The sequence below is a fragment of the Nocardia sp. NBC_01009 genome, from assembly GCF_045208035.1.
Lineage (GTDB): Bacteria > Actinomycetota > Actinomycetes > Mycobacteriales > Mycobacteriaceae > Nocardia.
This window is the reverse complement of sequence record NZ_CP108695.1, coordinates 3,649,739-3,675,843: the sequence shown is the minus strand read 5'-3', so window position 1 is coordinate 3,675,843 and position 26,105 is coordinate 3,649,739. Positions and strand designations below refer to the sequence as shown.

At 66.1% G+C, this 26,105-nt stretch carries 28 protein-coding genes and 1 tRNA gene; 8 read left to right on the top strand and 21 right to left on the bottom strand.

Going from position 1 to position 26,105, the window contains the following annotated elements; genetic code table 11:
- Positions 1-44: 44 nt before the first annotated feature.
- The 6 genes from OHA42_RS16440 to OHA42_RS16415 form a co-directional block, all read right to left on the bottom strand.
- Positions 45-806 (bottom strand): ABC transporter ATP-binding protein, encoded by a 762-nt coding sequence (locus tag OHA42_RS16440; protein WP_379070915.1) that lies wholly within the window; start codon positions 804-806, stop codon positions 45-47.
- An 8-nt stretch (positions 807-814) separates the two neighbouring features.
- Positions 815-1,834, bottom strand: a complete 1,020-nt coding sequence (locus tag OHA42_RS16435) for an ABC transporter ATP-binding protein (RefSeq protein WP_406238061.1) — start codon at positions 1,832-1,834, stop codon at positions 815-817.
- Positions 1,831-3,231, bottom strand: a complete 1,401-nt coding sequence (locus OHA42_RS16430; RefSeq protein WP_406239403.1) for a branched-chain amino acid ABC transporter permease — start codon at positions 3,229-3,231, stop codon at positions 1,831-1,833. The genes OHA42_RS16435 and OHA42_RS16430 overlap by 4 nt, the downstream gene beginning before the upstream one ends.
- Before the next feature lie 29 nt (positions 3,232-3,260).
- Positions 3,261-4,298, bottom strand: coding sequence for a branched-chain amino acid ABC transporter permease (locus OHA42_RS16425; RefSeq protein ID WP_406238059.1), 1,038 nt, complete (start codon positions 4,296-4,298; stop codon positions 3,261-3,263).
- 96 nt (positions 4,299-4,394) lie between these two features.
- Positions 4,395-5,591 carry a branched-chain amino acid ABC transporter substrate-binding protein gene (locus OHA42_RS16420; RefSeq protein ID WP_406238057.1) on the bottom strand — a complete coding sequence of 399 codons (1,197 nt, stop codon included), beginning with the start codon at positions 5,589-5,591 and terminating at the stop codon, positions 4,395-4,397.
- 241 nt (positions 5,592-5,832) lie between these two features.
- Complete coding sequence (locus OHA42_RS16415) at positions 5,833-6,450, bottom strand: ANTAR domain-containing response regulator (RefSeq protein WP_406238055.1); 618 nt, start codon at positions 6,448-6,450, stop codon at positions 5,833-5,835.
- A 222-nt stretch (positions 6,451-6,672) separates the two neighbouring features.
- On the opposite strand from OHA42_RS16415, the gene OHA42_RS16410 reads away from it, so the two are divergent.
- From OHA42_RS16410 to OHA42_RS16395, 4 genes are all read left to right on the top strand, one after another.
- Positions 6,673-6,759 (top strand) — tRNA-Leu (locus OHA42_RS16410).
- A 146-nt stretch (positions 6,760-6,905) separates the two neighbouring features.
- Positions 6,906-7,418 (top strand): phenylacetaldoxime dehydratase family protein, encoded by a 513-nt coding sequence (locus tag OHA42_RS16405; protein WP_406238053.1) that lies wholly within the window; start codon positions 6,906-6,908, stop codon positions 7,416-7,418.
- 275 nt (positions 7,419-7,693) lie between these two features.
- Positions 7,694-8,314, top strand: a complete 621-nt coding sequence (locus OHA42_RS16400; RefSeq protein WP_406238052.1) for a low molecular weight phosphatase family protein — start codon at positions 7,694-7,696, stop codon at positions 8,312-8,314.
- A gap of 131 nt (positions 8,315-8,445) precedes the next feature.
- Positions 8,446-8,856, top strand: a complete 411-nt coding sequence (locus tag OHA42_RS16395) for a hypothetical protein (protein ID WP_328411606.1) — start codon at positions 8,446-8,448, stop codon at positions 8,854-8,856.
- Position 8,857: 1 nt separating this feature from the next.
- On the opposite strand, the gene OHA42_RS16390 is transcribed toward OHA42_RS16395, so the two are convergent.
- The 12 genes from OHA42_RS16390 to OHA42_RS16335 all read right to left on the bottom strand — a co-directional run bounded on the left by OHA42_RS16390 (position 8,858) and on the right by OHA42_RS16335 (position 20,676).
- Positions 8,858-9,766: an acyl-CoA thioesterase gene (locus OHA42_RS16390; RefSeq protein WP_406238051.1), complete on the bottom strand. Its 909-nt coding sequence runs from the start codon at positions 9,764-9,766 to the stop codon at positions 8,858-8,860.
- Between the two features lies 1 nt (position 9,767).
- A complete protein-coding gene (gene pyk, locus OHA42_RS16385) occupies positions 9,768-11,186 on the bottom strand; it encodes a pyruvate kinase (protein WP_328411602.1) in 1,419 nt (472 codons plus the stop codon).
- A gap of 102 nt (positions 11,187-11,288) precedes the next feature.
- On the bottom strand, positions 11,289-11,957 hold the full coding sequence (locus OHA42_RS16380) for an amino acid ABC transporter permease (RefSeq protein ID WP_406238049.1): 669 nt from the start codon (positions 11,955-11,957) through the stop codon (positions 11,289-11,291).
- A 12-nt stretch (positions 11,958-11,969) separates the two neighbouring features.
- Positions 11,970-12,722, bottom strand: coding sequence for an amino acid ABC transporter substrate-binding protein (locus OHA42_RS16375; protein ID WP_406238047.1), 753 nt, complete (start codon positions 12,720-12,722; stop codon positions 11,970-11,972).
- A 185-nt stretch (positions 12,723-12,907) separates the two neighbouring features.
- The gene (locus OHA42_RS16370) at positions 12,908-13,435 is read right to left on the bottom strand and encodes an NINE protein (RefSeq protein ID WP_406238045.1); all 528 of its coding nucleotides are present in this window, start codon (positions 13,433-13,435) and stop codon (positions 12,908-12,910) included.
- A gap of 288 nt (positions 13,436-13,723) precedes the next feature.
- A complete protein-coding gene (gene lgt, locus OHA42_RS16365; protein ID WP_406239401.1) occupies positions 13,724-14,938 on the bottom strand; it encodes a prolipoprotein diacylglyceryl transferase in 1,215 nt (404 codons plus the stop codon).
- A 50-nt stretch (positions 14,939-14,988) separates the two neighbouring features.
- Complete coding sequence (locus OHA42_RS16360) at positions 14,989-15,183, bottom strand: hypothetical protein (protein WP_406238043.1); 195 nt, start codon at positions 15,181-15,183, stop codon at positions 14,989-14,991.
- 167 nt (positions 15,184-15,350) lie between these two features.
- The gene (gene trpA / locus OHA42_RS16355; protein WP_406238042.1) at positions 15,351-16,151 is read right to left on the bottom strand and encodes a tryptophan synthase subunit alpha; all 801 of its coding nucleotides are present in this window, start codon (positions 16,149-16,151) and stop codon (positions 15,351-15,353) included.
- Positions 16,148-17,422: a tryptophan synthase subunit beta gene (trpB, locus tag OHA42_RS16350; RefSeq protein ID WP_406238040.1), complete on the bottom strand. Its 1,275-nt coding sequence runs from the start codon at positions 17,420-17,422 to the stop codon at positions 16,148-16,150. Before trpB ends, trpA begins: the two co-directional genes overlap by 4 nt.
- Entirely contained in the window at positions 17,419-18,237 is an 819-nt protein-coding gene (gene trpC / locus OHA42_RS16345) for an indole-3-glycerol phosphate synthase TrpC (RefSeq protein WP_328411591.1), read from the bottom strand. Before trpC ends, trpB begins: the two co-directional genes overlap by 4 nt.
- 139 nt (positions 18,238-18,376) lie before the next feature.
- Entirely contained in the window at positions 18,377-19,120 is a 744-nt protein-coding gene (locus OHA42_RS16340; RefSeq protein ID WP_406238038.1) for a TIGR02234 family membrane protein, read from the bottom strand.
- Positions 19,117-20,676, bottom strand: a complete 1,560-nt coding sequence (locus tag OHA42_RS16335) for an anthranilate synthase component I (RefSeq protein ID WP_406238036.1) — start codon at positions 20,674-20,676, stop codon at positions 19,117-19,119. The genes OHA42_RS16340 and OHA42_RS16335 overlap by 4 nt, the downstream gene beginning before the upstream one ends.
- Before the next feature lie 168 nt (positions 20,677-20,844).
- Between OHA42_RS16335 and OHA42_RS16330 the strand changes: the two genes are divergently transcribed.
- From OHA42_RS16330 to OHA42_RS16315, 4 genes are all read left to right on the top strand, one after another.
- Positions 20,845-21,141: a hypothetical protein gene (locus tag OHA42_RS16330; RefSeq protein ID WP_406238034.1), complete on the top strand. Its 297-nt coding sequence runs from the start codon at positions 20,845-20,847 to the stop codon at positions 21,139-21,141.
- 177 nt (positions 21,142-21,318) lie between these two features.
- Entirely contained in the window at positions 21,319-21,780 is a 462-nt protein-coding gene (locus OHA42_RS16325; RefSeq protein WP_406238032.1) for a peroxiredoxin, read from the top strand.
- Between the two features lie 91 nt (positions 21,781-21,871).
- On the top strand, positions 21,872-22,450 hold the full coding sequence (locus tag OHA42_RS16320) for a permease (RefSeq protein WP_406238030.1): 579 nt from the start codon (positions 21,872-21,874) through the stop codon (positions 22,448-22,450).
- A gap of 176 nt (positions 22,451-22,626) precedes the next feature.
- Positions 22,627-23,136 carry a MarR family winged helix-turn-helix transcriptional regulator gene (locus OHA42_RS16315; protein ID WP_406238028.1) on the top strand — a complete coding sequence of 170 codons (510 nt, stop codon included), beginning with the start codon at positions 22,627-22,629 and terminating at the stop codon, positions 23,134-23,136.
- 73 nt (positions 23,137-23,209) lie between these two features.
- Here the strand turns inward: OHA42_RS16315 and hisI are convergent, their stop codons facing one another.
- The 3 genes from hisI to hisF form a co-directional block, all read right to left on the bottom strand.
- On the bottom strand, positions 23,210-23,557 hold the full coding sequence (gene hisI, locus OHA42_RS16310) for a phosphoribosyl-AMP cyclohydrolase (RefSeq protein WP_406238026.1): 348 nt from the start codon (positions 23,555-23,557) through the stop codon (positions 23,210-23,212).
- A gap of 211 nt (positions 23,558-23,768) precedes the next feature.
- A complete protein-coding gene (locus OHA42_RS16305; RefSeq protein ID WP_406238024.1) occupies positions 23,769-25,232 on the bottom strand; it encodes a protein kinase domain-containing protein in 1,464 nt (487 codons plus the stop codon).
- 79 nt (positions 25,233-25,311) lie between these two features.
- The gene (hisF, locus tag OHA42_RS16300; protein WP_406238022.1) at positions 25,312-26,085 is read right to left on the bottom strand and encodes an imidazole glycerol phosphate synthase subunit HisF; all 774 of its coding nucleotides are present in this window, start codon (positions 26,083-26,085) and stop codon (positions 25,312-25,314) included.
- Between the last annotated feature and the right edge of the window lie 20 nt (positions 26,086-26,105).

Here is a 26,105-nt window from a genome sequence, read left to right as displayed (position 1 = left end):
GGCCGCCATCATGCCCGAGGCGGCCACGGATGGGCATGACTTATCTATCCGACGCCCAGATAGGCCGACTTCACCGCGGGATCGGTGAGCAGGTCGCGACCGGAGCCGGACTTGGTCACCTCGCCGGTCTCCAAGATGTAGGCGCGGTCGCTGCGGGCCAGCGCCTGCTGAGCGTTCTGCTCGACGAGCAGCACCGTGGTGCCCTGCTTATTGATCTCCGAGATGATCCGGAAGATCTGCTGAATCACCATGGGCGCCAGCCCCATCGACGGTTCGTCGAGCAGCAGCAGCCGCGGCCGCGCCATCAACGCGCGGCCGATGGCCAGCATCTGCTGCTCGCCGCCGGACAGCGTGCCGCCGACCTGCTTGCGCCGTTCTTCGAGCCGAGGAAACATGCCGAACACCCATTCCAGGGTGGTGTCGTATTCCGATTTCGGCTCGAACGGCCTTGCGTAGCAGCCCATGTCGAGGTTTTCCTGCACCGTCATGCCGGGGAAGACGCCGCGACCTTCCGGTGCCTGGATCAACCCCAGCTTGACGCGCTCGTGCGCCTTCATATGGGTGATGTCGTGGCCCTCGAACAAGATGCGGCCGCGGGTCAGCGGCAGCAGCCCGGAGAGAGCGCGCATCGTGGTGGTCTTGCCCGCGCCGTTCGCGCCGAGCAGTGTCACCAGCTCGCCGGGCGCCACCTGCAGCGAAATCCCGTGCAGCGCCTGGATTCTGCCGTAGTTGACCACCATGTCCGTGACTTCGAGCAGCGGGCCCGATGCGTCGCCGGGGCTGTCGGATTGCCTGTGTGATGCCATCGCCGTCCCTACCCGTCCGTCCCGTGTGTGTCGTCCGCTGCCCCCGGCTGGGCGCCCTCGTCGGGCGCACCAGCGTCGTCGTCGGGCACACCGAGATAGGCATTGATCACATCGGGGTTCTCGCGAATGTCGGCGGGCAGCCCGTCGGCGATCTTGCGCCCGAATTCCAGCACCACGATGCGGTCGGTCACGCCCATCACCAGCCGCATGTCGTGCTCGATCAGCAGGACGGTGAACCCGTCGTCGCGGATCTTGCGGATCAGATCCATCAGCGCGGACTTCTCGCTGGGATTGAACCCGGCGGCGGGCTCGTCGAGGCAGAGCAATTTCGGCTCGGTGGCCAGCGCGCGGGCGATCTCCAGCCTGCGCTGGTCGCCGTAGGACAGATTGCGTGCCTTCTCCACCGCGCGCGGTGCGATGCCGACGAACTCGAGCAACGCCATGCCGCGTTCGATGGCCTCGTGCTCCTCACGGCGATGCCGTGTCGTGCGGAAGATGGCGCCCGGCACCGAGGTTTTGTGCCTGGCGTCGGTGCCGACCACCACGTTCTCCAGCGCGGTCATCTCGGCGAAGAGCCGAATGTTCTGGAAGGTGCGTGCGATACCGAGGCGGGTGATGGCATTGCGCTTGGTCTTCGTCAGCGGCTTGCCATCGAAATAGACCACGCCCGACGACGGCCGGTACACACCGGTGATCGCGTTGAAGCAGGTGGTCTTGCCCGCACCGTTGGGCCCGATCAGGCCGAGGATTTCGCCGCGGCGAATCTCGAAACTCACGTTGTCCAATGCGGTGAGGCCGCCGAACTTCACGGTCAATCCGTCGGTGCGCAGCAGCGCTGCACCCACCGGTGTCTCGATCTCACGGCTCGGCGCGACCACCTCCGCGACCGCCTCCGCGTCGCCGAGTTCCGGCAGCACGGCCGTCACATCGACAACGCCCGCGCTCGGCGTCGCTTCCGGTTCGGCGGCATAGCCGGCCGACATGTCCTCGTTGTCGAATAGCGCGTCACCCGCGCCCGGCCCGGTCATGCCCGTTCCCCGATCACTTCGTTGCCGAACGGTTTGCGCACGGCCCGATATACCTGCCGCCCGTAGGCGAGCAACTTCTGTCGCACCGGGAACAACCCCTGCGGCTTGAAAATCATCAATACGATGAGCGTGATCCCGAAGAACAGGTACTTGAAATCGCCGAGCGACTGCGCGCCCTGCTCATGGAATTTCAGCACGTTCCCGAGGACAATCAACATCCCGATCACCACGACGATCGCGCCGACAAGATAACCGAGACGCACCGGCCGCTCCAGATCCCGTGCCCAGCGCTTCCACCCGACGATCATCGCGATGATACCGACGATGGCCAGTCCGAGCAGCACGTAACCGACAACGGTCTGCCCGACCAGCTGCACCGACAGCAGCCTGTTCGGCAGATACACGATGATGAACGCGCCGACGATCACGCCGAGCTTGTTGCCCTGACCGCCGATGACGACCGCACAGAGGAACAGCATCGAGTTGATGATGTTGAACCCGCTCGGATTCACGAACTGCACCTGGCCCGCGTACAGCGCACCGGACAGGCCGCCGACCGCGGCGCCGATCATGAATGCCCACAGCTTGAACTTGAAGGTGGGCACCCCCATGATCTCGGCCGCGTCCTCGTCCTCACGGATCGCGACCCAGGCCCTGCCGACCCGACTGCGCTCCAGATTGCCGACGATCAGCAGCACGATGATCACCAGAACCATGCCGACCCAGAACCACCAGATGCCGGAGTTGGCCCTTGCGAAGATGTTCGAGGCTTCCGTGTCGCCGACGTTGCCCGCGGAGAACACACCGTTGGGCCGCTCCGTGGATTCACCGACGCGGGGATAGGCGATGCCGGACAGGCCGAGGCTGCCGTTGGTGAGGTCGCCGAGATTGTCGGCGAGCAACCGGACGATCTCGCCGAAGCCGAGCGTCACGATCGCCAGATAGTCGCCGCGCAACCGCAGCGTCGGTGAACCGAGAATCAGACCGGACACCGCGGTGACCGCCGCCGCCAGCGGCAGGCAGGCCAACCAGGCCCAGTCCTCACTCAGCCAACCGCCGTCGGTCTGGTTCCACGGGCTGTTGGGACTCGTCAGCAGACCCACCGTGTACGCGCCGACGGCGTAGAAGCCGACATACCCGAGATCGAGCAGACCAGCCTGTCCGACAACGACATTCAGTCCGATGGCGAGCAGTGCGTACATCGCGAACTGGGCCATGACGCCGCCGAAGCTGGTACCTGGGGTGTCCAGGAACGGCGGAGGGTAGAGCGGCAGCAGCGCCAGCAGAATGATGGCGGGCACGCCGACGCCCCACTGGGCGGGCCGCGACAGCCCGGCCCACCAGGTCCGCAGTGCATCACCGACGCCGTGCTTGGGAGTCTCTTCCTGCCCGCTCATCGGTGGCGGCGGGCTCTTTACCGTGTCGGTCATGCGCGCGCCTTTCCGAGGCTCTCACCGAGAATGCCGGTCGGGCGAATCATGAGCACCAGAACCAGGACAACGAACGCGACCACGTCGCGCCATTCGGTACCGAAGAGGATCTGGCCGTAGTTCTCCGCCAGCCCGAGCAGCAACCCGCCGAGCAACGCGCCCCGCAGATTGCCGATGCCGCCGAGTACCGCGGCGCTGAACGCCTTGATACCCAGGATGAAGCCGCCCGAGTAGATGATCCCGTTCGGAATCTTGAGCGCGTACAGCAGCGCGGCCGCACCGGCGAGCACGCCGCCGATCAGGAAGGTCAACATGATGATTCGCTCCCGCGAGACACCCATGAGCGTCGCGGTGTCGGGATCCTGTGCCACCGCCCGGATGCCGCGACCGAACTTCGTCCGGTTGATCAGCACCTCGGTGGCGATGGCGAGGATGACGGCGGCGACGATGATCACGATCGTCACATTGGTGACATCCGCGCCGCCGAAGCTGAACTGCTTGGTCGGCTCGACCAGCATGATCGGCTTCTGTGCGTTGGTGCCGCCCAGCTTCGGCCACACCTTCGGCACCACGAAGTGCATGATCTCCTGGATCACGAAGGAAGCGCCGATGGCGGTGATCAGAAAGATGAGCGGTTTGGCTCCGCGCTTGCGCAGCGGTCGATACGCCACCCGCTCCAATCCGACTGCCGCGGCGCCGGATACGGCCATACCGAAGATCATCGCCAGTGCGAGATAGGTGATGGTGAGAACGATGCCTTGGGAGTAGACATCACCGCTCGGTGAAAACCCGAGCAGCATAAGCCCGACATACTGGCCGAACAGGCCGAGCATGAAGATTTCGGAATGGGCGAAATTGATCAGCCGCAGTACGCCGTAGACCAGGGTGTAGCCGACAGCGACGAGTGCGTATATCGCACCGTAGGACAATCCGTCGACGGTCAGTCGCCAGAAATCGTCGATCACTCCTTGATAGTTGAAGTCGATCGAGCCGCCGGCTAGTTGTACAGCACCGGCCAATACTGTTGAAGTCATTCGTAATTCGCCCTCATTCATTCGCCCTCACGAAACAGCAGCACGTACAGGGATTCGCGCGAACCCCCATACGTGCTGCGCGTTTCGTGGTGCGGGTTACTTGACTGTGTAGATCCAGATCAGTGCATTGGACAGTTCCCCGTTGGGGTTCCACTTGTACTGACGCGCCAGACCGGGACCGTCATAGGACCGCACGTACTCGAGCAGTTCGGGACGGGTCACCTTGCCGCTATCGATGCCCTTGGTCAGGATCGTGGCCAGATCGTAGGCCTCGACCGAGTAGACGCCGGGCGCTTGACCGTTGAGCGCCTCGTAATCCTTCGCGAACTTCTCCGGGGCCGGACCACACGGGCAGGTCAGCGTCGCGCCGTTGGCCGAGCTACCCGCCTGCGAAAGGAACTGCGGATCGTTGACGCCGTCCGGGCCGACGAAGACGGCCTTGACGCCACCGGACTTCAGCTGCTGCGCCAGCGGTGCGCCCTCGGCGTAGTACCCCGAGTAGAAGACCGCGTCCGCGTTCGCGCCCGCGATCTTGGTGACAGTCGCGGAGAAGTCCTTGTCACCGGTCTTGATGCTGGCCGCGCAGCTCGGATCCGCCGCGGCGCCGAGCCCCTCGGTGATGCTCTTGGCCAGGCCGGTGCCGTAGTCGCTGTTGTCCTGGACGACGCAGACCTTCTTGTAGCCTGCGGTGCCGACGAGGTACTTGGCGACCGACGGACCCTGAACGTCGTCGTTGGCCAGGCCGCGGAAGAACGTATTCCAGCCATTCTGCGTGAGCGTGGCGTTGGTGGCCGAAGAGGTGACCGAGACCAGGCCCGCATCACTGAGGATCTTGCCGGTCGCCTTGGTCTCACCGGAGAACGCGGGACCGACCAGGCCGATGATCGACTTGTCGTTGACGATCTGCGGGATGACCTGGGTGGCTTTCTGCGGGTCGCCCTCGGTGTCGAACTGCTTGAGCTCGATCTTGCAGCCCGCGTTCGCCTTGTTGTGCTGATCGAGCGCCAGCTTCACGCCCGACACGATGTTGATGCCGAGAGCCGCGTTGGGACCGGTCAATGCGCCTGCGAAAGCAATCGTGGTACCGGCCGGACAGGTCGCCTTGCCGTCGCCCGCCGGATCGGCAGCCTTGGCGGGATCGGTCTTCGGGACCTGCTTGCCGTCGATGTCCACCTGTGCCACCGGCTGGATGGACAGGCTTCCCGCACCATTTGTGCCGGATGAACCCGATTCGTTGGTCGATTTGTCACTGCAGCCCGTCAGCACGAGTGCAGCCGCGGCACCGGCTACCAATACTCCTCGTGTCGAACGACTGCGCCATATCGAACTAAGCACGTCCCTCACCTCTACGTCCTGTACTCCCTCGGCTCGCCGAGGAGGCCGACCACGTCGGCCCGGTCAGAACATAGCGTTGCCACGTTAGTTCCGCATCACATTCGCGTCATGCGAACGACATTGTTTCGAATTCTTCTTCGTGAATGCGTTTCAACGAAGTAAATTTTCCGGCCGCGACCCGGCCAGGGCCCTCGGAGGGTCACTTCGGGGCCAGGTTCTCCAGCACCACCTCGGCTACCGCTTTCATGGTAGTCCGGCGGTCCATCGCGGTGCGCTGAATCCACTTGAATGCCTGCGGCTCCGACAGCCCCTGCGTCTGCATGAGCACACCCTTGGCCCGCTCCACCAGTTTGCGCGTCTCCAGCCGATCGGAGAGATTGGCGACCTCGCTCTCCAGCGCGGTGATCTCATGGAAGCGACTCGCCGCCAATTCGATGGCGGGCACCAGATCGGATTTCGTGAACGGTTTCACCAGATACGCCATCGCGCCCGCGTCACGCGCCCGCTCGACCAGATCGCGCTGACTGAATGCAGTCAGAATCACCACCGGCGCAACGCGTTTCGATGCAATTTCGGCCGCGGCGTCGATGCCGTCGCGGCGCGGCATCTTCACATCCATGATGACCAGGTCCGGCCGATGCTCCACCGCGAGATCGACGGCCTGCTGACCGTCACCCGCTTCGCCGACAACCTGGTAGCCCTCTTCGGTCAGCATCTCCACCAGATCCATACGGATGAGCGCCTCGTCCTCCGCGACGACGACCCGCTTCGCCCCGGCGTCCCGCTTCGTGCCGGCGCCCCCTGCTGTAGTGCTCATAGGTAGACCCCTCTGGTTCCGATGCCTGTCCCGACACGCCGAAGGGTGGCCGTGGCCAATGTGCCGGTCCATCGGCCCACCGTTGCGCTGTCGAGTGATGTAAAGAGTACCTTTCACTTCGGCATAGAACCCATATACCCTGCGCAAACCGCCCGTCCGCGCCGCAGACGGGAACCCATTCGCTTTCGACGCCACCCACCCGCTATGCTTTCCAACCGGTGCGCCGATTTGGCGGAACTGGCAGACGCGACGGTCTCAAAAACCGTTGTCCGAAAGGACGTGTGGGTTCGAGTCCCACAATCGGCACCAACACAGCGGGCGGCCTGTGCTCCTCACGAGCACGGGCCGTTTGCCTTGCCGGCACCCCGGCTCGCACGGTCGAACCGGATGCCGACTCAGCGCGTGTTTCCCGCGTAGGGTGAGCAGCACACACCTCGGTTTCGGAGGTCCCCAGCATGCGAGTGAATAGAACGACAGTCGATCTGTCCGAGTATCCGGATCTGGTAGTCGTCTACCTCGGGATGCGGGTGCGCCGACCGCGCGGGATCCTGCGTCTGCTCGGGCTCGGGCCGAAACTCTATAAGTCACACAAGGATCAGCCTGAAGGGCTGCTACTGCACGAGGACGTGGTCTGGGCGCTGTTTCCGCCGCACTGGGGGGCGCGGCAGTACTGGCGCGATCTCGACAGCCTGGAGCGGTGGACTCGCTCGGCGCCGCACCGCGATTGGTGGCAGAAGTTCCTGCGCGACTCCGGCGGCACCGGGTTCTGGCACGAGGCCTATTTCCTGCGCGGCGGGATCGATGCCATGTACGACGATATGGAGACCGCCACGGGGCTCGCACGCTTCGCGCCCGTCGTCGCCTCGCGCGGCCGGAGGTTCTCCACCCGCGGCCGCGTGCACAACGAGACGGCGAAGGTGGCGCCGGTGATCGACGAATCCGATTACTACGGAACCGAATCCGACTGACAGCCGCACCTTGCCGACGGCCGCGGCTTCCCAGTGCTGACGATATCGGCCGGCGACACCATGATTGAATTCATTCATATCGGGTAACAACGCGGATACGCCCAGACCTCGATGACGGGCCGGCCACCGGTCGGCAACGCCCGTCGAGCGTCTCTCCGAACACGAGGGCGTACTTCGTGTACGCCGCGCAACGCACAGATGAATATGTGCTCGTGGCGGTGTGATTCGCGGCCTGACCGCTTCTGAATCGTTATCTGCCGTCCTACCGTATCCCCATGCACGTCCTGTTCGTCTGCAACGGCAATGTCTGTCGTTCGGTGATCGCCGAGCGGCTTACCCGCGCCCTCGCTGTCGAACACCGCCTCGCCGGCCTCACCGCGGAGAGCGCGGGAACCCGTGCGCTGGTCGGCTTCCCCGTGGAACCACTCGCGGCTCAGACCATCTCGGGCCTGGGCGCGGACCCCGACAACTTTCGCGCGCGCCGCCTGGAGCCGGGCATGATCGACCGCGCCGACCTGGTTCTCACGATGACCGAGCAGATCCGCGACCAGGCCACGTCGATGGGTTTCGGCGCGGGGCCGCGCACCTTCACCCTGCTGGAGGCGCACCGGATCGCCAAAGTGACCGGCGCGCGCAGCATTGCCGATCTGCATCGCGCCCGCCACGACCTCGCACTGGTCGGCCGCGAGAACATCGCCGACCCGGTCGGCCTGTCCGAGGCCGCATTCTGTGAGGTCGGCGACCGGATCGCCGAGGCGCTGGTACCGCTGCTGCTGACGCTGGCCCCCCACGAGCAGCACAAGCAAGTCGACGACGAACGTCCCGGTCTCGTGGTCGCGCCGGGAGCCGCGCCCGCACCGCTCGCGGCATTCCTGGCGGCGCACCGGATCCCGTGACACCGGGTGCGGTGCGGGGACGCTTCCGCACGAATTCGGCCCTTGCTGTGTTCATCCTGTGCATCGAGGGTTTAAACTCCCCGCGAACAACATTCCGCCGTTGCTGGTTCGACACACGACAGGAATCAGACATGCCGAAACGAATTTCGGATGTTTCGCTCCATGTTTATGTGACACCGGAAACCCTGGAGCGCGTCGTCGACTCGGTGCGCGCCGTGGTGGACGACCACCTCCAGGATCGCGAGGTGTTCGCGTGGCGCTTCACGCTGCCTGTCGACTCCGACGCACCGGACCACATGATGCTCGAAACCCAGTGGCGGGTAGACCATCCCGGCCAGGAGCCGGATGGCCGCCGCACCTACGAGATCGCGCTGAGCCTGGTCGGGGCCGCGCGCGATCTCACGGCACCGAGCCTGGCCGCCCTGGAGCGCCGGCTGATGCTGGAAACCTCTTGCGGCCCCACCCAATTGGCCGTCCCTCGAACCATCCGGGTACAGCGCCGCGACAGCTTCGACTTCGAGACCGAGCGCGAGCCGCTCTAGCTCAGGCCCGCGACGGGAAGTGGCGAATCAGGCCTTCCTGCACCACGGTGGCGAGCAATTCGCCGGTGCGCGAGAAGAACTTGCCCGTCGCCAGCCCACGGGAGCCCGCGGCGACCGGGGATTCCGTGGCGTACAGCGCCCACTCGTCGAAGCGGAACGGGCGGTGGAACCAGATCGAATGATTGACCGTCGCCGCGATGATCCGGTCGAGACCCCAGGAAAGACCGTGTGTGGTGATGATCGAGTCGAGCACCGTGGTGTCCGACGAATAACCAAGCGTCGCAACATGAATCAGCGGATCGTCGGGCAGCCTGCCGTCGGCGCGCATCCACACCCGGTTGTGATTGAGCCGCTCGCCGGTGCCCTTCATGATCCAGGCCGGGTCGTTGGTGTAGCGCATATCGATCGGATGCGGGGCCTTGATGAACATCTCCAGCTTGTCTTCCAAGCCTTCGAAGCTCTCCTCCACCCGCGGCAGCGTTTCCGGATCCGGAACGACCGGCTGGGTGGCGGAGTGCTCGAGACCCTTGCCCCAATCCTGGAACGCGGCAAGCATGACGAACAGCTCCTGGCCGTCCTGGCTTGCGGTCACCGTGCGGTTGGCGAACGAGCGCCCGTCGCGGTGGCGGTCGACCCGGTATTCGATCGGCTTCTTCACATCGCCACCGCGCACGAAGTGCGCGTTCACCGCGTGTACCGGACGGTCACCGACCGTCCGCCCCGCCGCCATGATCGCTTGCGATACGAGCTGCCCGCCGAACGTGCGGCTCCACACCTTCTCCGGATGCTGGCCGACGAAGACATCCTCGTCGACCTGCTCCAGATCGAGCAGTCCGAGCAACACCTGCAGATCGGAACCCTCCGTCGACGTCGAACCGACGCCGACGGCACCACTCAGGGAAGCAGTCACTCTAATGGTCCTCCTCACCGATACGGTGCACATGGATCAGGTTGGTCGACCCGACGGTACCGGGCGGGGAGCCCGCAACGATTACCACCAGATCACCTTTCTGATATCGCTCCATCGACAGCAGTGCTACATCGACCTGATGGATCATCGCATCGGTGCTGTCCACCGTCGGCACGATGAAGGTTTCGGTGCCCCAGGTCAGCGACAGCTGGCTGCGTACCTCCGGCAGCGGAGTGAACGCCAGCAATGGCAGCGGGGTGTGCAGCCTGGCGAGCCTGCGCACCGTGTCACCGGACTGGGTGAACGCCACCAGCGCCTTGGCGTTGAGCCGCTCACCGATGTCGCGGGCCGCGTAGGAGATGACACCGCGCTTGGTGCGCGGCACGTGGGTCAGCGGTGGCACCCGCGTCGATTCGGTCTCCACTGCGTGCACGATGCGCGCCATGGTGCGCACCGTCTCGATCGGGTACGCACCGACCGAGGTTTCGCCCGACAGCATCACCGCGTCGGCGCCGTCGAGCACCGCGTTCGCGACGTCGGAGGCCTCGGCCCGAGTCGGGCGCGAGTTCTCGATCATCGACTCCAGCATCTGCGTCGCGACGATGACGGGCTTGGCGTTCTCCCGTGCCATCTGGATGGCGCGCTTCTGCACGATCGGCACCTGCTCGAGCGGCAGCTCGACGCCGAGGTCACCGCGAGCGACCATGACCGCGTCGAAGGCGAGCACGATGGCCTCGAGGTTGTCGATCGCCTCCGGCTTCTCCAGCTTGCCGATCACCGGCACGCGGCGACCGACCCGGTCCATCACGTCGTGCACGAGTTCCACATCCGAGGGCGAACGCACGAACGACAGCGCGATGAAGTCCACGCCGAGCTTCAGTGCGAACTCGAGGTCCTCGATGTCCTTTTCCGACAGCGCGGGCACGGAGACATCCATACCCGGCAGCGAAACACCCTTGTTGTTGCTGACCGGTCCGCCCTCGGTCACCCGGCAGACGACATCGTTGCCTTCGACGCCGGTGACCGTCAGCCCGATCTTGCCGTCGTCCACCAGCAACCGGTCTCCCGGCTTGGCGTCCTTGGCCAGTTCCCGGTAGGTGGTCGAGACACGGTCGTGGGTGCCGACGATGTCGTCGACGGTGATGCGGACCTCTTCACCCGTCGCCCACACCGTGCGGTCCTCGATGAACCGGCCGAGCCGGATCTTCGGACCCTGCAGGTCGGCGAGAATACCGACCGCACGACCGAGGTGGTCGGAAGCGGCCCGCACCTTCTTATAGTTCTCGGCGTGGTCGGCGTGTTCGCCGTGGCTGAAATTCAGCCGCGCCACGTCCATGCCGCTTTCGACGAGTTCTCGAATACGGTCCTCGGTGGCAGTGGCCGGGCCGAGAGTGCACACAATCTTCGTCCGTCGCATCACGAGTAGAGCCTAGTCCCGCCGGGTGTGGTGGTCTTGTCGTGGCCTCGGTGAAACCTTGGTGAAAAATTTGCACACAAGTTGGTGGAACATACGAACGAGCGGTCATCGCGCGACATGACGGCTCAATCGCGTTTCCAGCCGGGTCTGCCCGAAACCGAGGACCAGGCAGATCGCCCAGTAGTAGAGCGCCGCGACACCGTAGAGGGCGAAGAAATCGAAGGTCGGGGCGGCCGCGATCTGCGCGGTCCGCAGCAACTCGGTGACCAGAATGGTCGAGGCGAGCGAGGTGTCCTTCACCAGCGAGATCAACGTATTCGACAGCGGTGGCACCGCGATTCGCGACGCCTGCGGCAGGATGATCAGCCGCATCATCATCGGATACGACATGCCGAGCGCCTGCGAAGCCTCCCACTGCCCGTCTGCCACGCTCAGAATCGCCGCGCGCACCACCTCCGCTGCGTAACCGCCGACGTTGAGACTGAAGGCGATCACCGCCGCCGGAAACGGGTCGAGCACGATGTGGAACTGCGGCAGCGCGTAGAAGACGATGAACAGCTGCACCAGCAGCGGCGTACCCCGGATGATCGAAATGTAGAACCGGGCGGCCGCCTGGACCGGCCACACCGGTGACATCCGTGCCAGAGCCACGAGCAGCGCAATGGCCAGACCGATGACGAAACTGATGGCCGTCAGCGGAATGGTCTTGGTGATCGTGGCCTGCAACATCGGCCACAGGTTGTGCCAAATGAGTTCCCGCGTAGCGGCATCCATGGCAGGGCGCTGCTACTTGCTGATGTCGGTGCCGAAGTACTTCTCGGAGATCTGGGCCAGTTTGCCCTCGGCGCGGAGTTGATCGAGCGCCTTGTTCACCTCGGCGACCAGCGCGTCATCCTTGCGCGCCGCGAAAGCCTGGTGGCTGGTTTCACCGGTCTTGCCCGACACCTTCACGCTGGTGTCGCCGGTCTTCTTGGTGTATTCGGCAACGGCGAGGGTGTCGTTGACGGTGGCGTCGACGCGGCCGTTCTTCAGCAGCTGGATGGCCTGCACGAAACCTTCCACCGCTTCGACTTTCGCGCCTGCGCCGGTGGCGACCTTGCTCCAGTTGCTGGTGGCCGACTGAGCGCAGGTCTTGCCGTTCAGGTCGGCGAGAGTGGTGATGCCGTTGTTGTCGGAGCGCGTGACGATGACGCCCTCGGAGGTGGTGTACGGCTGCGACAGCGAGTACTTGGCCTTGCGCTCATCGTTGACCGTCACCTGGTTGGCGACCAGATCGAAGCGCTTGGACTCGAGGCCGGCGAAGATCGCGTCCCACGGCGTCTGCACGAACTCGACCTTCTTGCCCAGCTTGTCGGCAACAGCCTGGACCACCTCGATGTCGTAGCCGGTGAGCTTGCCGTCGGAGCCCTGGTAGCTGAACGGGGAGTAGGTGCCCTCGGTGCCGACCTTGATCACGTTCGGGTCGTCACTACCACATGCGGAAAGCCCGGTGGCGGCGACGATGGCGAGCATGGCGGCGGCGAACAACTTGCGACGCACGAAATCCCTCTCTTCGGTGCGTGGAGTGCCCACACACAACACACAGATCGACCGACGTTACGCCGGGATCGTTTCGAGGAACAGTATCGCGATCATGGTGATCGGAACTGGCTTTAGCACCGTAAATACCCGTCGGGCCGCCGCACCGGTGCGGTGCGGCGGCCCGACGAGGTGAAAAGGCGTGCTCAGTCGCGCAGTGGACGGCCGTCGCTATCGGGCACCTTGCCCACCAGCATCATGATGCCGTCGATCAGCGGCCAGATGCCGCCGATGCCACAGGTCAACCAGGTGACCGCGATCTGCGCGATGGCGATGCCGGTGTAACCGGTGTAGAAGCGGCCGACACCGAACGCGCCGAGGAAGATCTGCAGCAGCCCCGCGATCAGCTTCTGCTTATCCGAGAAGGGCACACCGAACTGGTCACGCCCGTAGGGCGCTTCCGGATCGTTCGGGTTGTATCCCTGTGGCTGCTGGTACGGCGCGGGTGGGTAGCCCCCCGGCTGCCCGTAGCCGCCCGGCTGCTGCTGTGCGTACGGGTCGGCGGGCTGACCGTACTGCGGCTGGCCGTACGGATCGGCCTGCGGATACTGCGGCTGGCTCGGGTACTGCGGCTGGCTCGGGTACTGCGGCTGGCTCGGGTCCGCCGACTTGTTCAAGTCCGGCCCCGTACCGGGCGGGCCATACTGCGGTCCTGGGTTGTAAGGGTCGGTCACTAAATGTCCTCCTCATTTGTGCGGGCACCCTGTGCTGGCCCCCGGCCTTGCGATCTGCCGAGCGAGCAACTGCCGCGACGATCACGAGACATTCTTGCCGGAACCGACATGATTTGTCGCCCTGTCGCTTCGGCTCAGCAGTCCGGCGACCGACGTTGCTCGTCTCGGTACATATCGCGGACAGTGCCCGCGATGTTGCCGTGCGCGCAGAATTGGGGGCTACTTGGGTTCGGCTGCAGTGTCCTTCTGCTCCACAGCAGTGCTGGTGGTCGGCGCTGCGGGTGATTCCTAGTCGGCGGACCGATCCGGCTCGGTGGACTTCTCGGAGCTGGTGGACCTCGTGGAGGGGATGTCCTTCGCCGCGTCGGTTGTCTGCTCGGGCTCCGCAGTCTGCTCGGACTTGTCCAACTCGACGGCGTTGTGCGAATCGTCTGCCGTAATCGCCGCGGCATCCTTGTCGGCGGTGCCGTCGGTGTCCTCGGTCGATTCCGTGTCCTTGTCGGTCACCGCGTCCCGCTGCTGCGCCGCGTCCTCGTCTGCCGACGCGGCGTCGGAGGTCTCGGCCGTCGCCTGCTCCGCTGCCGCAGCGCGCAGGGCGGCGATCTGCCAAGGCCACGGGCGCGATCCGGTGCTGGGTTGCAGCTGCTCGGCGGTCTCACGGCCCTTCGTCGCGAGGACGAAATAGGCGACGGCGGCCAGGAATACCAGGGCCGAGGTGAACGAATTGATCCGGATGCCCGCGATCTTGGTGGCCTCGTCGGCGCGCATCAGCTCGACGAAGAAGCGGCCGACGCAGTAGCCGGCGACGTACAGCGCGAACAGCCTGCCGTGGCCGATTCGGTAGCGTTTGTCGATCTGCACCAGCAGCACCACGATCAGCAGGTTCCACAGCAATTCGTAGAGGAACGTGGGGTGCACAACCTTGTCGACGACGCCGGTGGAGACACCGTTCATCGGGTCGAGCTTGCCGTCGTCGTCGAAGCGCAGGTAGATCTCCAGGCCCCAGGGCAGGTCGGTCTCGCGCCCGTACAGTTCCTGGTTGAAGTAGTTGCCGAGGCGGCCGATGGCCTGCGCGAGCAGGACCGGGGGCGCGATCGCATCACCCAAGGCGGGCAATGGGATTCGGTAGACCCGGCAGCCGATCCACGCACCGACGCCGCCGAGGAACACCGCACCCCAGATGCCGAGGCCGCCCTGATAGATCTTCAGCGCATCGATCGGATGGCCGTCGGCGCCGAAGTACTTCTGCCAGTCGGTGGCCACGTGATAGAGCCTGCCGCCGATGAGGCCGAAGGGCACCGCGAACATCGCGACATCCAGGATCGCGCCGGGCTGCCCGCCGCGTTCGCGCCAGCGCCGCTCGCCCCACCAGATGGCGACGACGATGCCGAGGATGATGCATAGGGCGTAGGCCCGGAGCGGAAACGGCCCGATCTGCCACACACCCTGGGCGGGACTGGGGATGTAGGCCAACACATCAGCGGTGACGCCACCATTGCTCAGAACGCTGTCTGCGAGGACTCGTAAGGTCACGGGCCAACCGTAGCGGAGCGTTATGTGCGACGTTGCCACCACCACACCGCGGCGCCGACGCCGAGGCTCAGCAACCCGGCCCCGATGGCCGACAGCGCTTCGACAACGATCGGCTCGGCCCGGGTCAGCGTCGCGACACACGGTGCGAGAACAAAGAATACGAGCAGGCTCGCCACCACCGGTCGTGGCGAAGGCGACCGCTTCGGTGCGCTCATGCTTGTTTATACGATGGCGCGAGTCAGGCGGTTCAGCGCTGCTTGTCCAATCGGATACCGGGGCGCTGCCTGCAGCACCGAACCGTCGGTGCGGCAGCCAAGCTCACGAGCGGCACGGCTCACTCGTGGCGGTGCGGCAGCGGCCGGTCGAGCGGCCCGATGCAGTGTCAGGAGGCGACTGTCGCGGACCGGACGCCCTCGGCCAGTTCCTCGGTCAGCGCGCGCACCGCGTCCAGCCCCTCGGCGGCGGCGCTCACCAGCGCCGAGCCGACGATGACACCATCTGCGTACGAAGCGATTTCGGCCGCTTGCGCACCCGAGCGCACGCCGAGACCGACGCCGATCGGGATATCGGAATGGGACCGAATCCGCGCACACAGCGCGGGCGCCGCGGAAGACACCACATCGCGGGCACCGGTGACGCCCATGGTCGACGCCGCGTAGATGAACCCTCGGCTCGCTTCCAGCGTCTTCACCAGGCGTTCCTCGGTGGAGGACGGCGCGACCAGGAAAATCCGATCCAGGTCGTGCGCGGCCGAGGCGACGAACCAGTCGTCGGCCTCGTCCGGGATCAGGTTCGGGGTGATGATGCCTGCCCCGCCCGCCGTAGCCAGATCGCGCGCGAACTTGTCGACCCCGTACTGCAGCACCGGGTTCCAGTAGCTCATCACGACGGCCTTACCGCCCGCCGCGGTGATCGCCTCGACCACCGAGAACACGTCGCGCACCCGGACTCCGCCGCGCAGCGCCTGCTCGGCGGCGGCCTGGATGGTCGGCCCGTCCATCACGGGGTCGGAGTACGCGACGCCGACTTCGACAATGTCGCAACCGGATTCGACCATGGCACGGACGACCTCGATGGAGCCTGCGAGGTCCGGATAACCCGCGGGCAGATAGCCGACCAGCGCGGCGCGGTTCTCGGCGCGGCAGGCGGCGAAAGTGTTGGCGAGGCGGGACTGCTGACTCATTCGACGCTCTCCTTGTCGGCGTCGGGTTCGTCGAAGAGCCCGAACCATGTCGCCGCGGTGTCCATGTCCTTGTCGCCACGACCCGACAGGTTCACCAGGATGATCGCGCCCTTGCCCAGTTCCTTGCCGAGTTGCAGCGCACCGGCCACCGCGTGCGCGGACTCGATGGCCGGGATGATGCCCTCGCAGCGGCTGAGCAGCAGCAGCGCGTCCATCGCCTCGGTGTCGGTGACCGGTCGGTACTCGGCGCGCCCGATGTCCTTGAGGTAGGCGTGCTCGGGGCCGACGCCCGGGTAGTCCAAACCCGCGGAGATGGAGTGCGATTCGATGGTCTGGCCATCATCGTCCTGCAGCAGGTACGAGTAGGCGCCCTGGAAGGCGCCGGGCGTGCCGCCGGTGAAAGTGGCCGCGTGCCTTCCGGTTTCGACGCCGTCACCGGCCGCCTCGAAGCCGATCAGCCGGACGCCGGCATCGTCGAGGAAGGGGTGGAAGATGCCGATCGCGTTGGAGCCGCCGCCGACACAGGCCACGACCGCGTCGGGCAGCCGTCCGGTCGAGGACTGCACCTGGGCGCGGGCCTCCAGGCCGACGACGCGCTGGAAGTCACGCACCATCAAAGGGAATGGATGCGGGCCCGCTGCAGTGCCGAAGCAGTAGTACGTGTCGTCCGCGTTGGACACCCAGTCCCGCAGCGCCTCGTTGATGGCGTCCTTGAGGGTTTGCGAGCCGGTGGTCACCGACACCACCGCGGAGCCGAGCAGCCGCATGCGGGCAACGTTCAGCGCCTGCCGTGCGGTGTCGACCGCGCCCATGTAGATGACGCATTCGAGGCCGAGCAGTGCGCACGCGGTGGCGGTGGCGACGCCGTGCTGGCCCGCACCGGTTTCCGCGATGACCCGTGTCTTGCCCATTCGCTTGGCGAGCAGTGCCTGACCGAGCACGTTGTTTATCTTGTGCGAGCCGGTGTGGTTCAGGTCCTCGCGCTTGAGCAGAATGCGGGCGCCACCGGCATGCTCGGCAAGCCGGGTGCACTCGAAGACCGGCGAAGGCCGGCCGGTGTAGTCGCGCTGCAGCCGGTCGAGCTCGTCCAGGAACGAGGGGTCCAGCCTGCACTTCTCGTACTCGGCGGTGACCTCCTCGATCACCGCCATCAGCGCCTCGGGGACATGCCTGCCGCCGTACACGCCGAAGTGTCCGCCGACGTCGGGCTCATGGGTGCTCCTGTGCGCGACGCCGGCGCTGGCCTGCGGTAATGCCGTCACCGCTGTCACCGGCCCCGCCGCGCAGGCTTCGGGCAGGACGGGTGGGTGCCCGCGGTCACCAACTCGGAGACGGCGGCGCGGGGATCGCCACTGGTCACCAGGCCCTCGCCGACCAGCACGGCGTCCGCACCCGCACCCGCATAGGCCAGCAGGTCGCCGGTGCCGCGGATACCGGACTCGGCGATCCGGATGACCTCGGTGGGCAGGCCGGGCGCGATGCGCGCGAACACGTCCCGATCGACCTCGAGCGTCTTGAGGTTGCGGGCGTTCACGCCGATCACCGAGGCGCCCGCCTCGAGTGCGCGGTCGGCCTCTTCCTCGGTGTGCACCTCGACGAGCGCGGTCATGCCGAGCGATTCGGTGCGGTCGATGAGCGAGGACAGCACGTCCTGCTCGAGTGCCGCGACGATCAGCAGGATGACATCGGCACCGTGCGCGCGGGCCTCATGGATCTGGTACGGCCCGACGACGAAATCTTTGCGCAGGATCGGGATGGTCACCGTGGCGCGGACGGCGTCGAGGTCGTCGAGCGAGCCATGGAAGCGGCGACCTTCGGTCAGCACGCTGATGATGCGCGCGCCGCCGTCTTCATATGCCTTGGCCAGACTGGCCGGGTCCGGGATGTCCGCGAGCTCCCCCTTGGAGGGGCTGGCCCGCTTGACCTCGGCGATGACGCCGATGCCGTCCTCGAGGAGTGCGGCGCGGGCGTCCAGCGGCGAAGGCGCCGCCGCAGCCGCGGCCTTGATTGCCTGGAAGTCCAGGAGGGCTTCCCGAGCGGCGACATCCGCGCGGACCCCGTCGAGAATCGAGTCGAGTACCGTCATCTGGCTCGAATCCTTTCTGGGGAGACGCAACTTGCTGCCTGAGAATCCCCCCAGGCGCTGTCTCACCGATGCTGACAAAGAATAAATGGCTGCTTGCGGCGCTCTCGCGCCGGGGTTTGTCGGGACCTGCCCAGACACTTCACTCGGCATGTTTGCCCTGATCATCACGCGGCGAACCGGCCTCCTCGGTCGGGTCGGTGCCCGCGTCGAGCGCGTCCCACAGCACGCGCTCGGAAAGCTGTCCCGAGGCCGAATTCGCCCCGGCGGCAGCGTCTTCCGCCCGTCGCTGCGTCACCTGTTCGGTGGCGGCAGCCCGCCGGAACACCGGGTTGTCGTATTTGCCGGACAGTTGCGCGGCCTCCTGGGGCATCCTGGCGAGCAGTACACCGGCCGTAAAAGCCGCCAGCGCACCCAGCAGCGCGAGCACCGCGGGGAAAGGCGCCGTGACCACCTCGGTGACCGTTGCCCGGCCGGGCAGTTCGGCCAGGGTGCCGGCGCGGGCCGCCGTCGCGCCGGACTTGGTCAGCAGGGCGAAGGCCGGTACGGCGGTGACCGCGGCGACAAGGCCGATCAGCACCCCGACCATCCGGCGCAGCCAGCCACGAGTAGCGAGCACTGCCGCGATCGCGGCGAGCAGCACCAGCGCCAGCGGGGTCAGCGCGCCGAACCAGACACCGCCGTTGAGATGGTTGGTGCGCGGCTCGGTGAGCCCGTCCGTGGACGACACCGTCACCCAGGTCAGTCGCGACGAACCCCAGAGCGCGGCCGCGGCGATCGCCAACAACACGATCGCGCCGATCGGGTACTTGCGCCGGGGCGCGGCCGCATCGACCGCGATCGCCTCGGCAGCGGTCCCCTCGTCGTTCTGATCCGCTGCACTCATCCCGCGCTGCCGTTCTCGCTTCCCGGCTCGGTGCCGTATGCCCGAACCGTCTTCGCGGCCGCGACCGCCTTGAGCACCGCCATCGCCTTGTTCCGGGATTCGACATCCTCATAGTCGGGGTCGGAGTCCGCGACCACGCCCGCACCCGCCTGGACGTAAGCGGTGCCGTCCTTGAGCAGCGCAGTGCGAATGGCAATGGCGGTATCGGCGTCGCCCGCGAAATCCAGATAGCCGACAACACCGCCGTACACGCCGCGCCGGGTCGGCTCCAGTTCTTCGATGAGTTCCATCGCGCGCACCTTCGGCGCGCCCGACAGCGTGCCCGCCGGGAAACAGGCGCGCACCGCGTCCAGCGCGATCTTGCCGGGCGCTAGTCTGCCGTGCACGGTCGACACCAGGTGCATGACGTGGCTGTAGCGCTCGATCTGCCGGTACTCGGTGACCCGCACCGTGCCCGGCTGACACACCCGGCCGAGATCGTTGCGGCCGAGATCGACGAGCATCAGGTGCTCGGCGTTCTCCTTCTCGTCGGCGAGCAGCCCCTTCTCCAACAGCAGGTCGTCCTCCTCGGTGGCGCCGCGCCAGCGGGTGCCCGCGATCGGATGTGTCGTCGCCACACCGTCCTTCACGGTGACCAGGGCTTCCGGGCTGGAACCGACGATGGAGAACGCGGTGCCGCCCGCGCCGTCGGGGATGTGCATCAGATACATATACGGACTCGGGTTCGAGGCGCGCAGCATGCGGTACAGATCGATCGGGGCGCCGTCGTAGTCCATTTCGAAGCGCTGCGACAGCACCACCTGGAAAGCCTCGCCCGCCTCGATCTCTTTGACGAGACGACGCACTCCGGCGCCGAACTCCTCGGAGGTGCGTTTGCGCCGATACTGCGGCTCGGGCTGGTCGAAGACCGACACGGTGGACTCCGACGGTGCGGCGAGCGCGTGGGTCATCCGATCCAGCCGGGCGACCGCGTCGTCATAGGCCTCGTCGACCCGCTCGGCGGTGCCGTTCCAGTTGACCGCGTTGGCGATGAGGGTGATCGCGCCCTCGTGGTGGTCGAATGCCGCCAGATCGGTGGCGAGCAGCAGCACCATCTCCGGCAGTTCCAGATCGTCGAGGGCGAGGCTGGGCAGCCGTTCGATCCTGCGCACCGCGTCATAGCCGAGGTAGCCGACCATGCCCCCGGTCAGTGGCGGCAGGCCGGGCAGCCGCTCGGTCTCGAGCAGTTGCAGGGTCTCGCGCAACGCCACCAGCGGATCGCCACCCGAGGGCGCGTCGACAGGGATGTTGCCGAGCCAGGCGGCCGCGCCGTCGACGACGGTCAGCGCCGACGGACTGCCCGCGCCGATGAACGACCAGCGCGACCAGGAGCGTCCGTTCTCCGCGGATTCGAACAGGAAGGTGCCGGCCCTATCGCCGGCCAGTTTGCGATAGGCCGACAGCGGAGTTTCGGAGTCCGCCAGCACTTTTCGGATCACCGGAACCACCCGATGTTCCGCGGCGAGCTGGTGGAACTGTTCGCGGGTCGTGGTGGTGGGAGTGGACGCGCCAGGCATTGCTCCATCATCCCAGGCCGCTATGACACCGACTCAGCCGCCCTTCGCGGGCCCAACCGGCCGTAAACCAGCCGTCCGGTTCGCACGCGACTTCCGGGGCTGTGGGCGGCGTCACTACACTCGCTGCGTTCCATGTCGCACGCGGTATCCACTTCGAGGGAGAAACTGATGTACCCCTCGCAACCGGTTACGCCGGAGGGTCGGCACACTGCCGGATCGGGCACATCCCAACGAATGGTCGGCTTGAGCTCGATGGGCAGATCCCAGAACTCCACACCGCTGAACGCGCTAGCGTCCTTCGTCACCTATGTGAAGGCCTTGGAGGCACTGGACAAGCACCACTTTCCGGACGAGTACGCCATCCACAGCGACCGCATCAAGGAACTCGAGCCGCTGCGCGCCCACGACATTCTCGATGTCATGGAGATCAAGAACCCCGAGATCGCCGCGCTCATCGGCGTATAGCGACCGAATCTACCGTCCCCGTCATCCCAGGCTTCTCCTGTCGATCCAGCGATAGCCGGAATACGACTCCTACACCCCACCGCGTGCAGGGCGACATGGGGCGAAAGCACGGGTGGCGGGGATCTGGGCAGGCATCGTGGCACCCGAACCGACGCATCGCCCGGTACTGTCGCCGATATGAAGATAGGCCAGCTCGCACCGCAGTTCGAGCTCCCGGATCAATCCGGCACACCACGTTCGCTCGACGTCTTGCTCGCGGACGGCCCCGTGGTGCTGTTCTTCTATCCCGCCGCCAATACCCCGATCTGCACGGCCGAGGCCTGCCACTTCCGCGATCTTGCCGCCGAATTCGCCGCGGCGGGCGCCGCGCCGGTAGGCATCAGTGCCGACACCGTCGACACCCAGGCCGGATTCGCGACCAAGCAGAATCTCGGCTATCCCCTGCTCTCGGATATCGAGGGCACTGTCGCCGCGCAGTTCGGCGTCAAGCGCAGCCTGCTCGGCAAGCTCTCGCCGGTGAAGCGGCACACCTTCGTCATCGACCCTGATCGCACCGTCCGCAAGATCATCACCGGTGAGCTGCGGGCCGATGTGCATGCCGACGAGGCGTTGAAGTTCCTACGCGAACGCGTCCAGTAAGCCGGCCGACGCCGAATATTCGAGACGGCCGTCTCGAAAACGCCGAGTCGATGATCACGTCACCGCAGATGGCCCGGCCTACGCTGAATTCATGACTTCGAGCGAGGTTCGGCCGGACGGGCAGAAATCCACGCTGGCCACGTGGCGCACGAGGATCCTCGGCGGCCTGGCGGTCATCGCCGTGCTGGTCGTCGCCTACTTCATCCTTGCCGCCTTCATCCCACGGTGGTGGGCCCAACGCATCGCAGAGGTGGTGAGCGGCAGTTTCAGCAAGGGCATCGGCTGGGGTCTCGTCTATGGCGGATTGTTCACTGCCATACCGCTTTTCCTGATGTTGCTGGCAGCACTCATGTGGCGTCGCCGCGCGGGCAAGGTGATCGCGGGCGCGGCAGGCGGGCTCGCGGTGATCGCCGCGATCCCGAATCTCATGACGCTGAGCATCGTGCTCGGCGGCAACAGCGCCGCCCACGCCGGGCAGCGGATTCTCGATGTCGATGCGCCCGCCTTCCGAGGCGCGTCACTGGTCGGCGCCATCGTCGCGCTGGTCGTCTTCCTGCTCGTGGTGTTCGTCGTCGTCCGGCGCGGATGGCGGCGCAAGCATCCCGCAAAGCCGGTGACGTCGACTCCGCCGTCCCAGTCCGCCGCGCCCGGGTCACCGAAGCTCACCTAGGAGCGACACCGACACGCCACGATGACATGTGAGTGACCTCACGTCACACAGCAACTTCATGACGGTCGAGCGAAGTCGTGGCAAACTCATTGTCGCGAGTGACTGTGAATATGACTTTCAATAAATCGCTAGACTAACTAACAAAACACGTCACTTGGCTCGAAAGAAGGCAACCAGTGACGAAGTGGCTCGATCCCGTCGAACAGCGAGCTTGGCGTGCGATCGTGGCGCTCATGACCCGCCTACCAGGCGCGTTGGACACCCAGCTGCAGCGCGAGTCCGGGATCACGCACTTCGAATTCTGGGTGCTCACCCTGTTGTCCGAAGAACCCGGCCACCGGTTGCAGATGAGTGATCTTGCCCACAAGGCAAATGCATCGCTATCGCGACTGTCGCATGTCGTGTCGAAGATGGAGCGGATGGGCTGGGCCGAGCGGTCAGCGACCACCGGGCGACGCGGTGTCCAGGCCGTTCTCACAGACTCCGGCTATTCGAAGGTGGTCGAGGCAGCTCCCGGCTATCAGGATGCCGTGCGCCGGCTGGTGTTCGATGGTCTCGATCCGCATCAGACCGCGCAGCTGGCCGACCTGAGCGAAGTGCTGTCGACACAGCTGGCCGATGCCTTGAGTCACGGTGATGCTTCGCCCTCCACCGAGGATCGAACCGAGCAGCCGCCCGCGCCGTAGCACCGGGGCCGCCTGCCGATCTGCCCGAGAGCGGACGCGGACAGTTCGGGCCGTGTTCCCGACGTGTGGCGACTCAGGACTTATCGGCGAGCAGCACGTCGGAGTCGAAGCAGGTGTGCGTGCCAGTGTGACAGGCCGCGCCCTCCTGGTCGACGACCAGCAGAATGGTGTCGCCGTCGCAATCGAGGCGGACCTCGTGGACGTACTGGGTGTGGCCGGAGGTCTCGCCTTTGACCCAGTACTGCTGACGCGAGCGCGAATAGTAGGTCGCCTTGCGCGTTTCCAGCGTCCTGGCCAGGGCTTCGTCGTCCATCCAGGCGACCATCAGCACATTGCCGCTGCCGCGCTCCTGCGCGACCGCGGACACGAGGCCCGCGTCATTGCGCTTGAGCCGGGCGGCGATGGCAGGGTCGAGAGTCATGCCACCGTTATACAGGGGCAGGATCCATTGCTCGGCACGCGCCTGCGCCGTGGGCCGAGGCTTTACCGGCACTGTCCGGCTGAGACAGACAGATTGCGGCGCAGCGCCTCGGCGACACCATCCGGCGCGTCGAGTGCGGCGGTCAGGGGTTCCGGTAGGTCCCCCGCGCCGCCCTATAGCACGCACGGCCCTCGTCGGGGTCGTAGATGTCTCAGACAAGGAGAGCAACGACGATTATGACGACGATCAGCGCCACAATGCCGAAGACGACCAATACCGTTCCCCCCGAACCGGAGCCCGGCGGGGTCTGGTGGCCATACGGCGGCGGGCTCGCCGAGAAACCAGCGGGTTGCCCGGTGGTAGCGGGATATCCGGGCGCGGCCTGAGGCTGCGGCCCTGGGTTGTGCGGATTCAGGGGAAGCTGGGGGCTCGGGTGGGGCTGTGAGCCCTGGTAGGGCTGCGGATGAGGCGGCGAGGCCTGAGGGGACTGCATGCTCGGATAGGGCTGGGAGCCCTGCGAAGACTGCGGGCTCGGATAAGGCTGCACGCTCGGATAGGGCTGCGAGCCACGGGAGGCCTGCGGGCTTGCATAGGGCTGCACGCTCGGGTAAGGCTGTGAGCCCTGGTAGGGCTGCGGATTCAGGTGCGGTTGCGCGCCTGGGGAGCCCTGCTGGCTCGGGTAGGGCTGCACGCTCGGATAAGGCTGCGAGCCCTGAGAAGACTGTGGGCTCGGGTAGGACTGCGGATTCAGCTGCGCAGGCTGCTGCGCGGGCGGGTGCATGGGGGTCGGCGCTGCGGTCGCGGCCGGGCCGGGCTGGCCTGTTACGGGCATCGCGTGGGGGGCCGACATATGCAGTGCTCGATACACCGCGTCCGCGAACTCGGTGCAGGAGCCGTAGCGGTCGGTGGGGCGCTTGCCGAGGGCCCGGATCAGCACCTCGTCCAATGCCGCGGGCAGGTCGGCGCGCCGTGCGGTGACCCGGGGCGGCGGGACTTGGAGGTGACCCTGGATCACCGCGGGCGGGCTCGGCGCTTCGAACGGCGCCGCGCCGGTCAGCAGCCAGTGCAGCGTGCAGGCCAGCGCGTACTGGTCCGCGCGGCCGTCCATCGGGGCACCGGTCAGCTGCTCGGGTGCGGCGTAAGCCAAAGTGGCGGTGAAGGTTCCGGTCAATGTCAGATGACCGGCGTCGTCGCGCAACCGCGCGATGCCGAAGTCGGTGAGAAACACCCGCTCCTGACCGCCGGTCGCGCGGGCGAGCAGAATATTGGCCGGCTTCACATCACGGTGCAGGACTCCGCTGCCGTGCGCGAAATCCAATGCCTTCGCGGTTTCGGCAACGATCTGGGCCGCCCGCGTCGGCGGCAGCTTGCTCCGATCGATCGTCGAGGCGTCGATGCCGTCGACGTACTGCATGGAGATCCACAGCTGCTCGTCCTCGACACCGCGATCGAACACAGTGACGATATTCGGATGGTCCAGCTGGGCGACCAGATCTGCTTCGCGTTCGAACCGGGCCCGGATCTCGTTGTCGCTGAACAACTCCGGGTTGAGCAGCTTCAAGGCCATCGAGCGCGGCAACCGCGGATGCCTGGCCAGATACACCGACCCCATGCCGCCCTGGCCGAGCAGGCGTTCGATGCGGTATCCAGCGAACAGCTCACCTTCACCCAGCACGCCGTTCCTCCGATCGCAGACCTTGATCGAGCAGCAAAACCCTAGCTCGAGGCATTGCCCGTAGCCAGGTCGGCAAAACCTACCTGACGACGATGCCCTCGGTCCGCATAGCGTGTTTGACCTGTGGGATGGTGAGGTCACCGAAGTGGAACACGCTGGCGGCCAGCACCGCATCGGCGCCCGCGTGCACGGCCGGGGCAAAGTGCTCGATCGCACCGGCTCCCCCGCTGGCGATCACCGGCACCGTCACCGCGGCGCGCACCGCGCGGATCATGGGCAGGTCGAAGCCCGCTTTGGTGCCGTCGGCGTCCATCGAGTTGAGCAGGATCTCCCCGACGCCGAGTTCCGCGCCGCGCACGGCCCATTCGACAGCGTCGATGCCCGTGCCGCGCTTGCCGCCGTGCGTGGTGACCTCCCAGCCCGACGGGGTGTCGGGTTGGCCCGGCGGGACGGTGCGGGCATCCACCGACAGCACGATGCATTGGGAACCGAACCGCTCCGACATTTCGCGCAGTACCTCCGGCCTGGCGATGGCGGCGGTGTTGACCGAGACCTTGTCCGCGCCCGCGCGCAGCAGCCGGTCGACATCCTCGACCGTGCGCACCCCACCACCGACGGTGAGCGGGATGAAGATCTGCTCGGCAGTGCGCGTCACCACATCGATCATGGTGCCGCGGTCGCTCGTGGATGCGGAGACGTCGAGGAAGGTCAGCTCGTCGGCGCCCTGGAGGTCGTAGGCGGCGGCCAGTTCGACCGGATCGCCGGCATCACGCAGGTTTTCGAAATTGACGCCCTTGACCACCCGGCCCGCATCGACATCGAGACACGGAATCACGCGTACGGCCAACGTCATCGGCTCACCCTTCCTCGGAA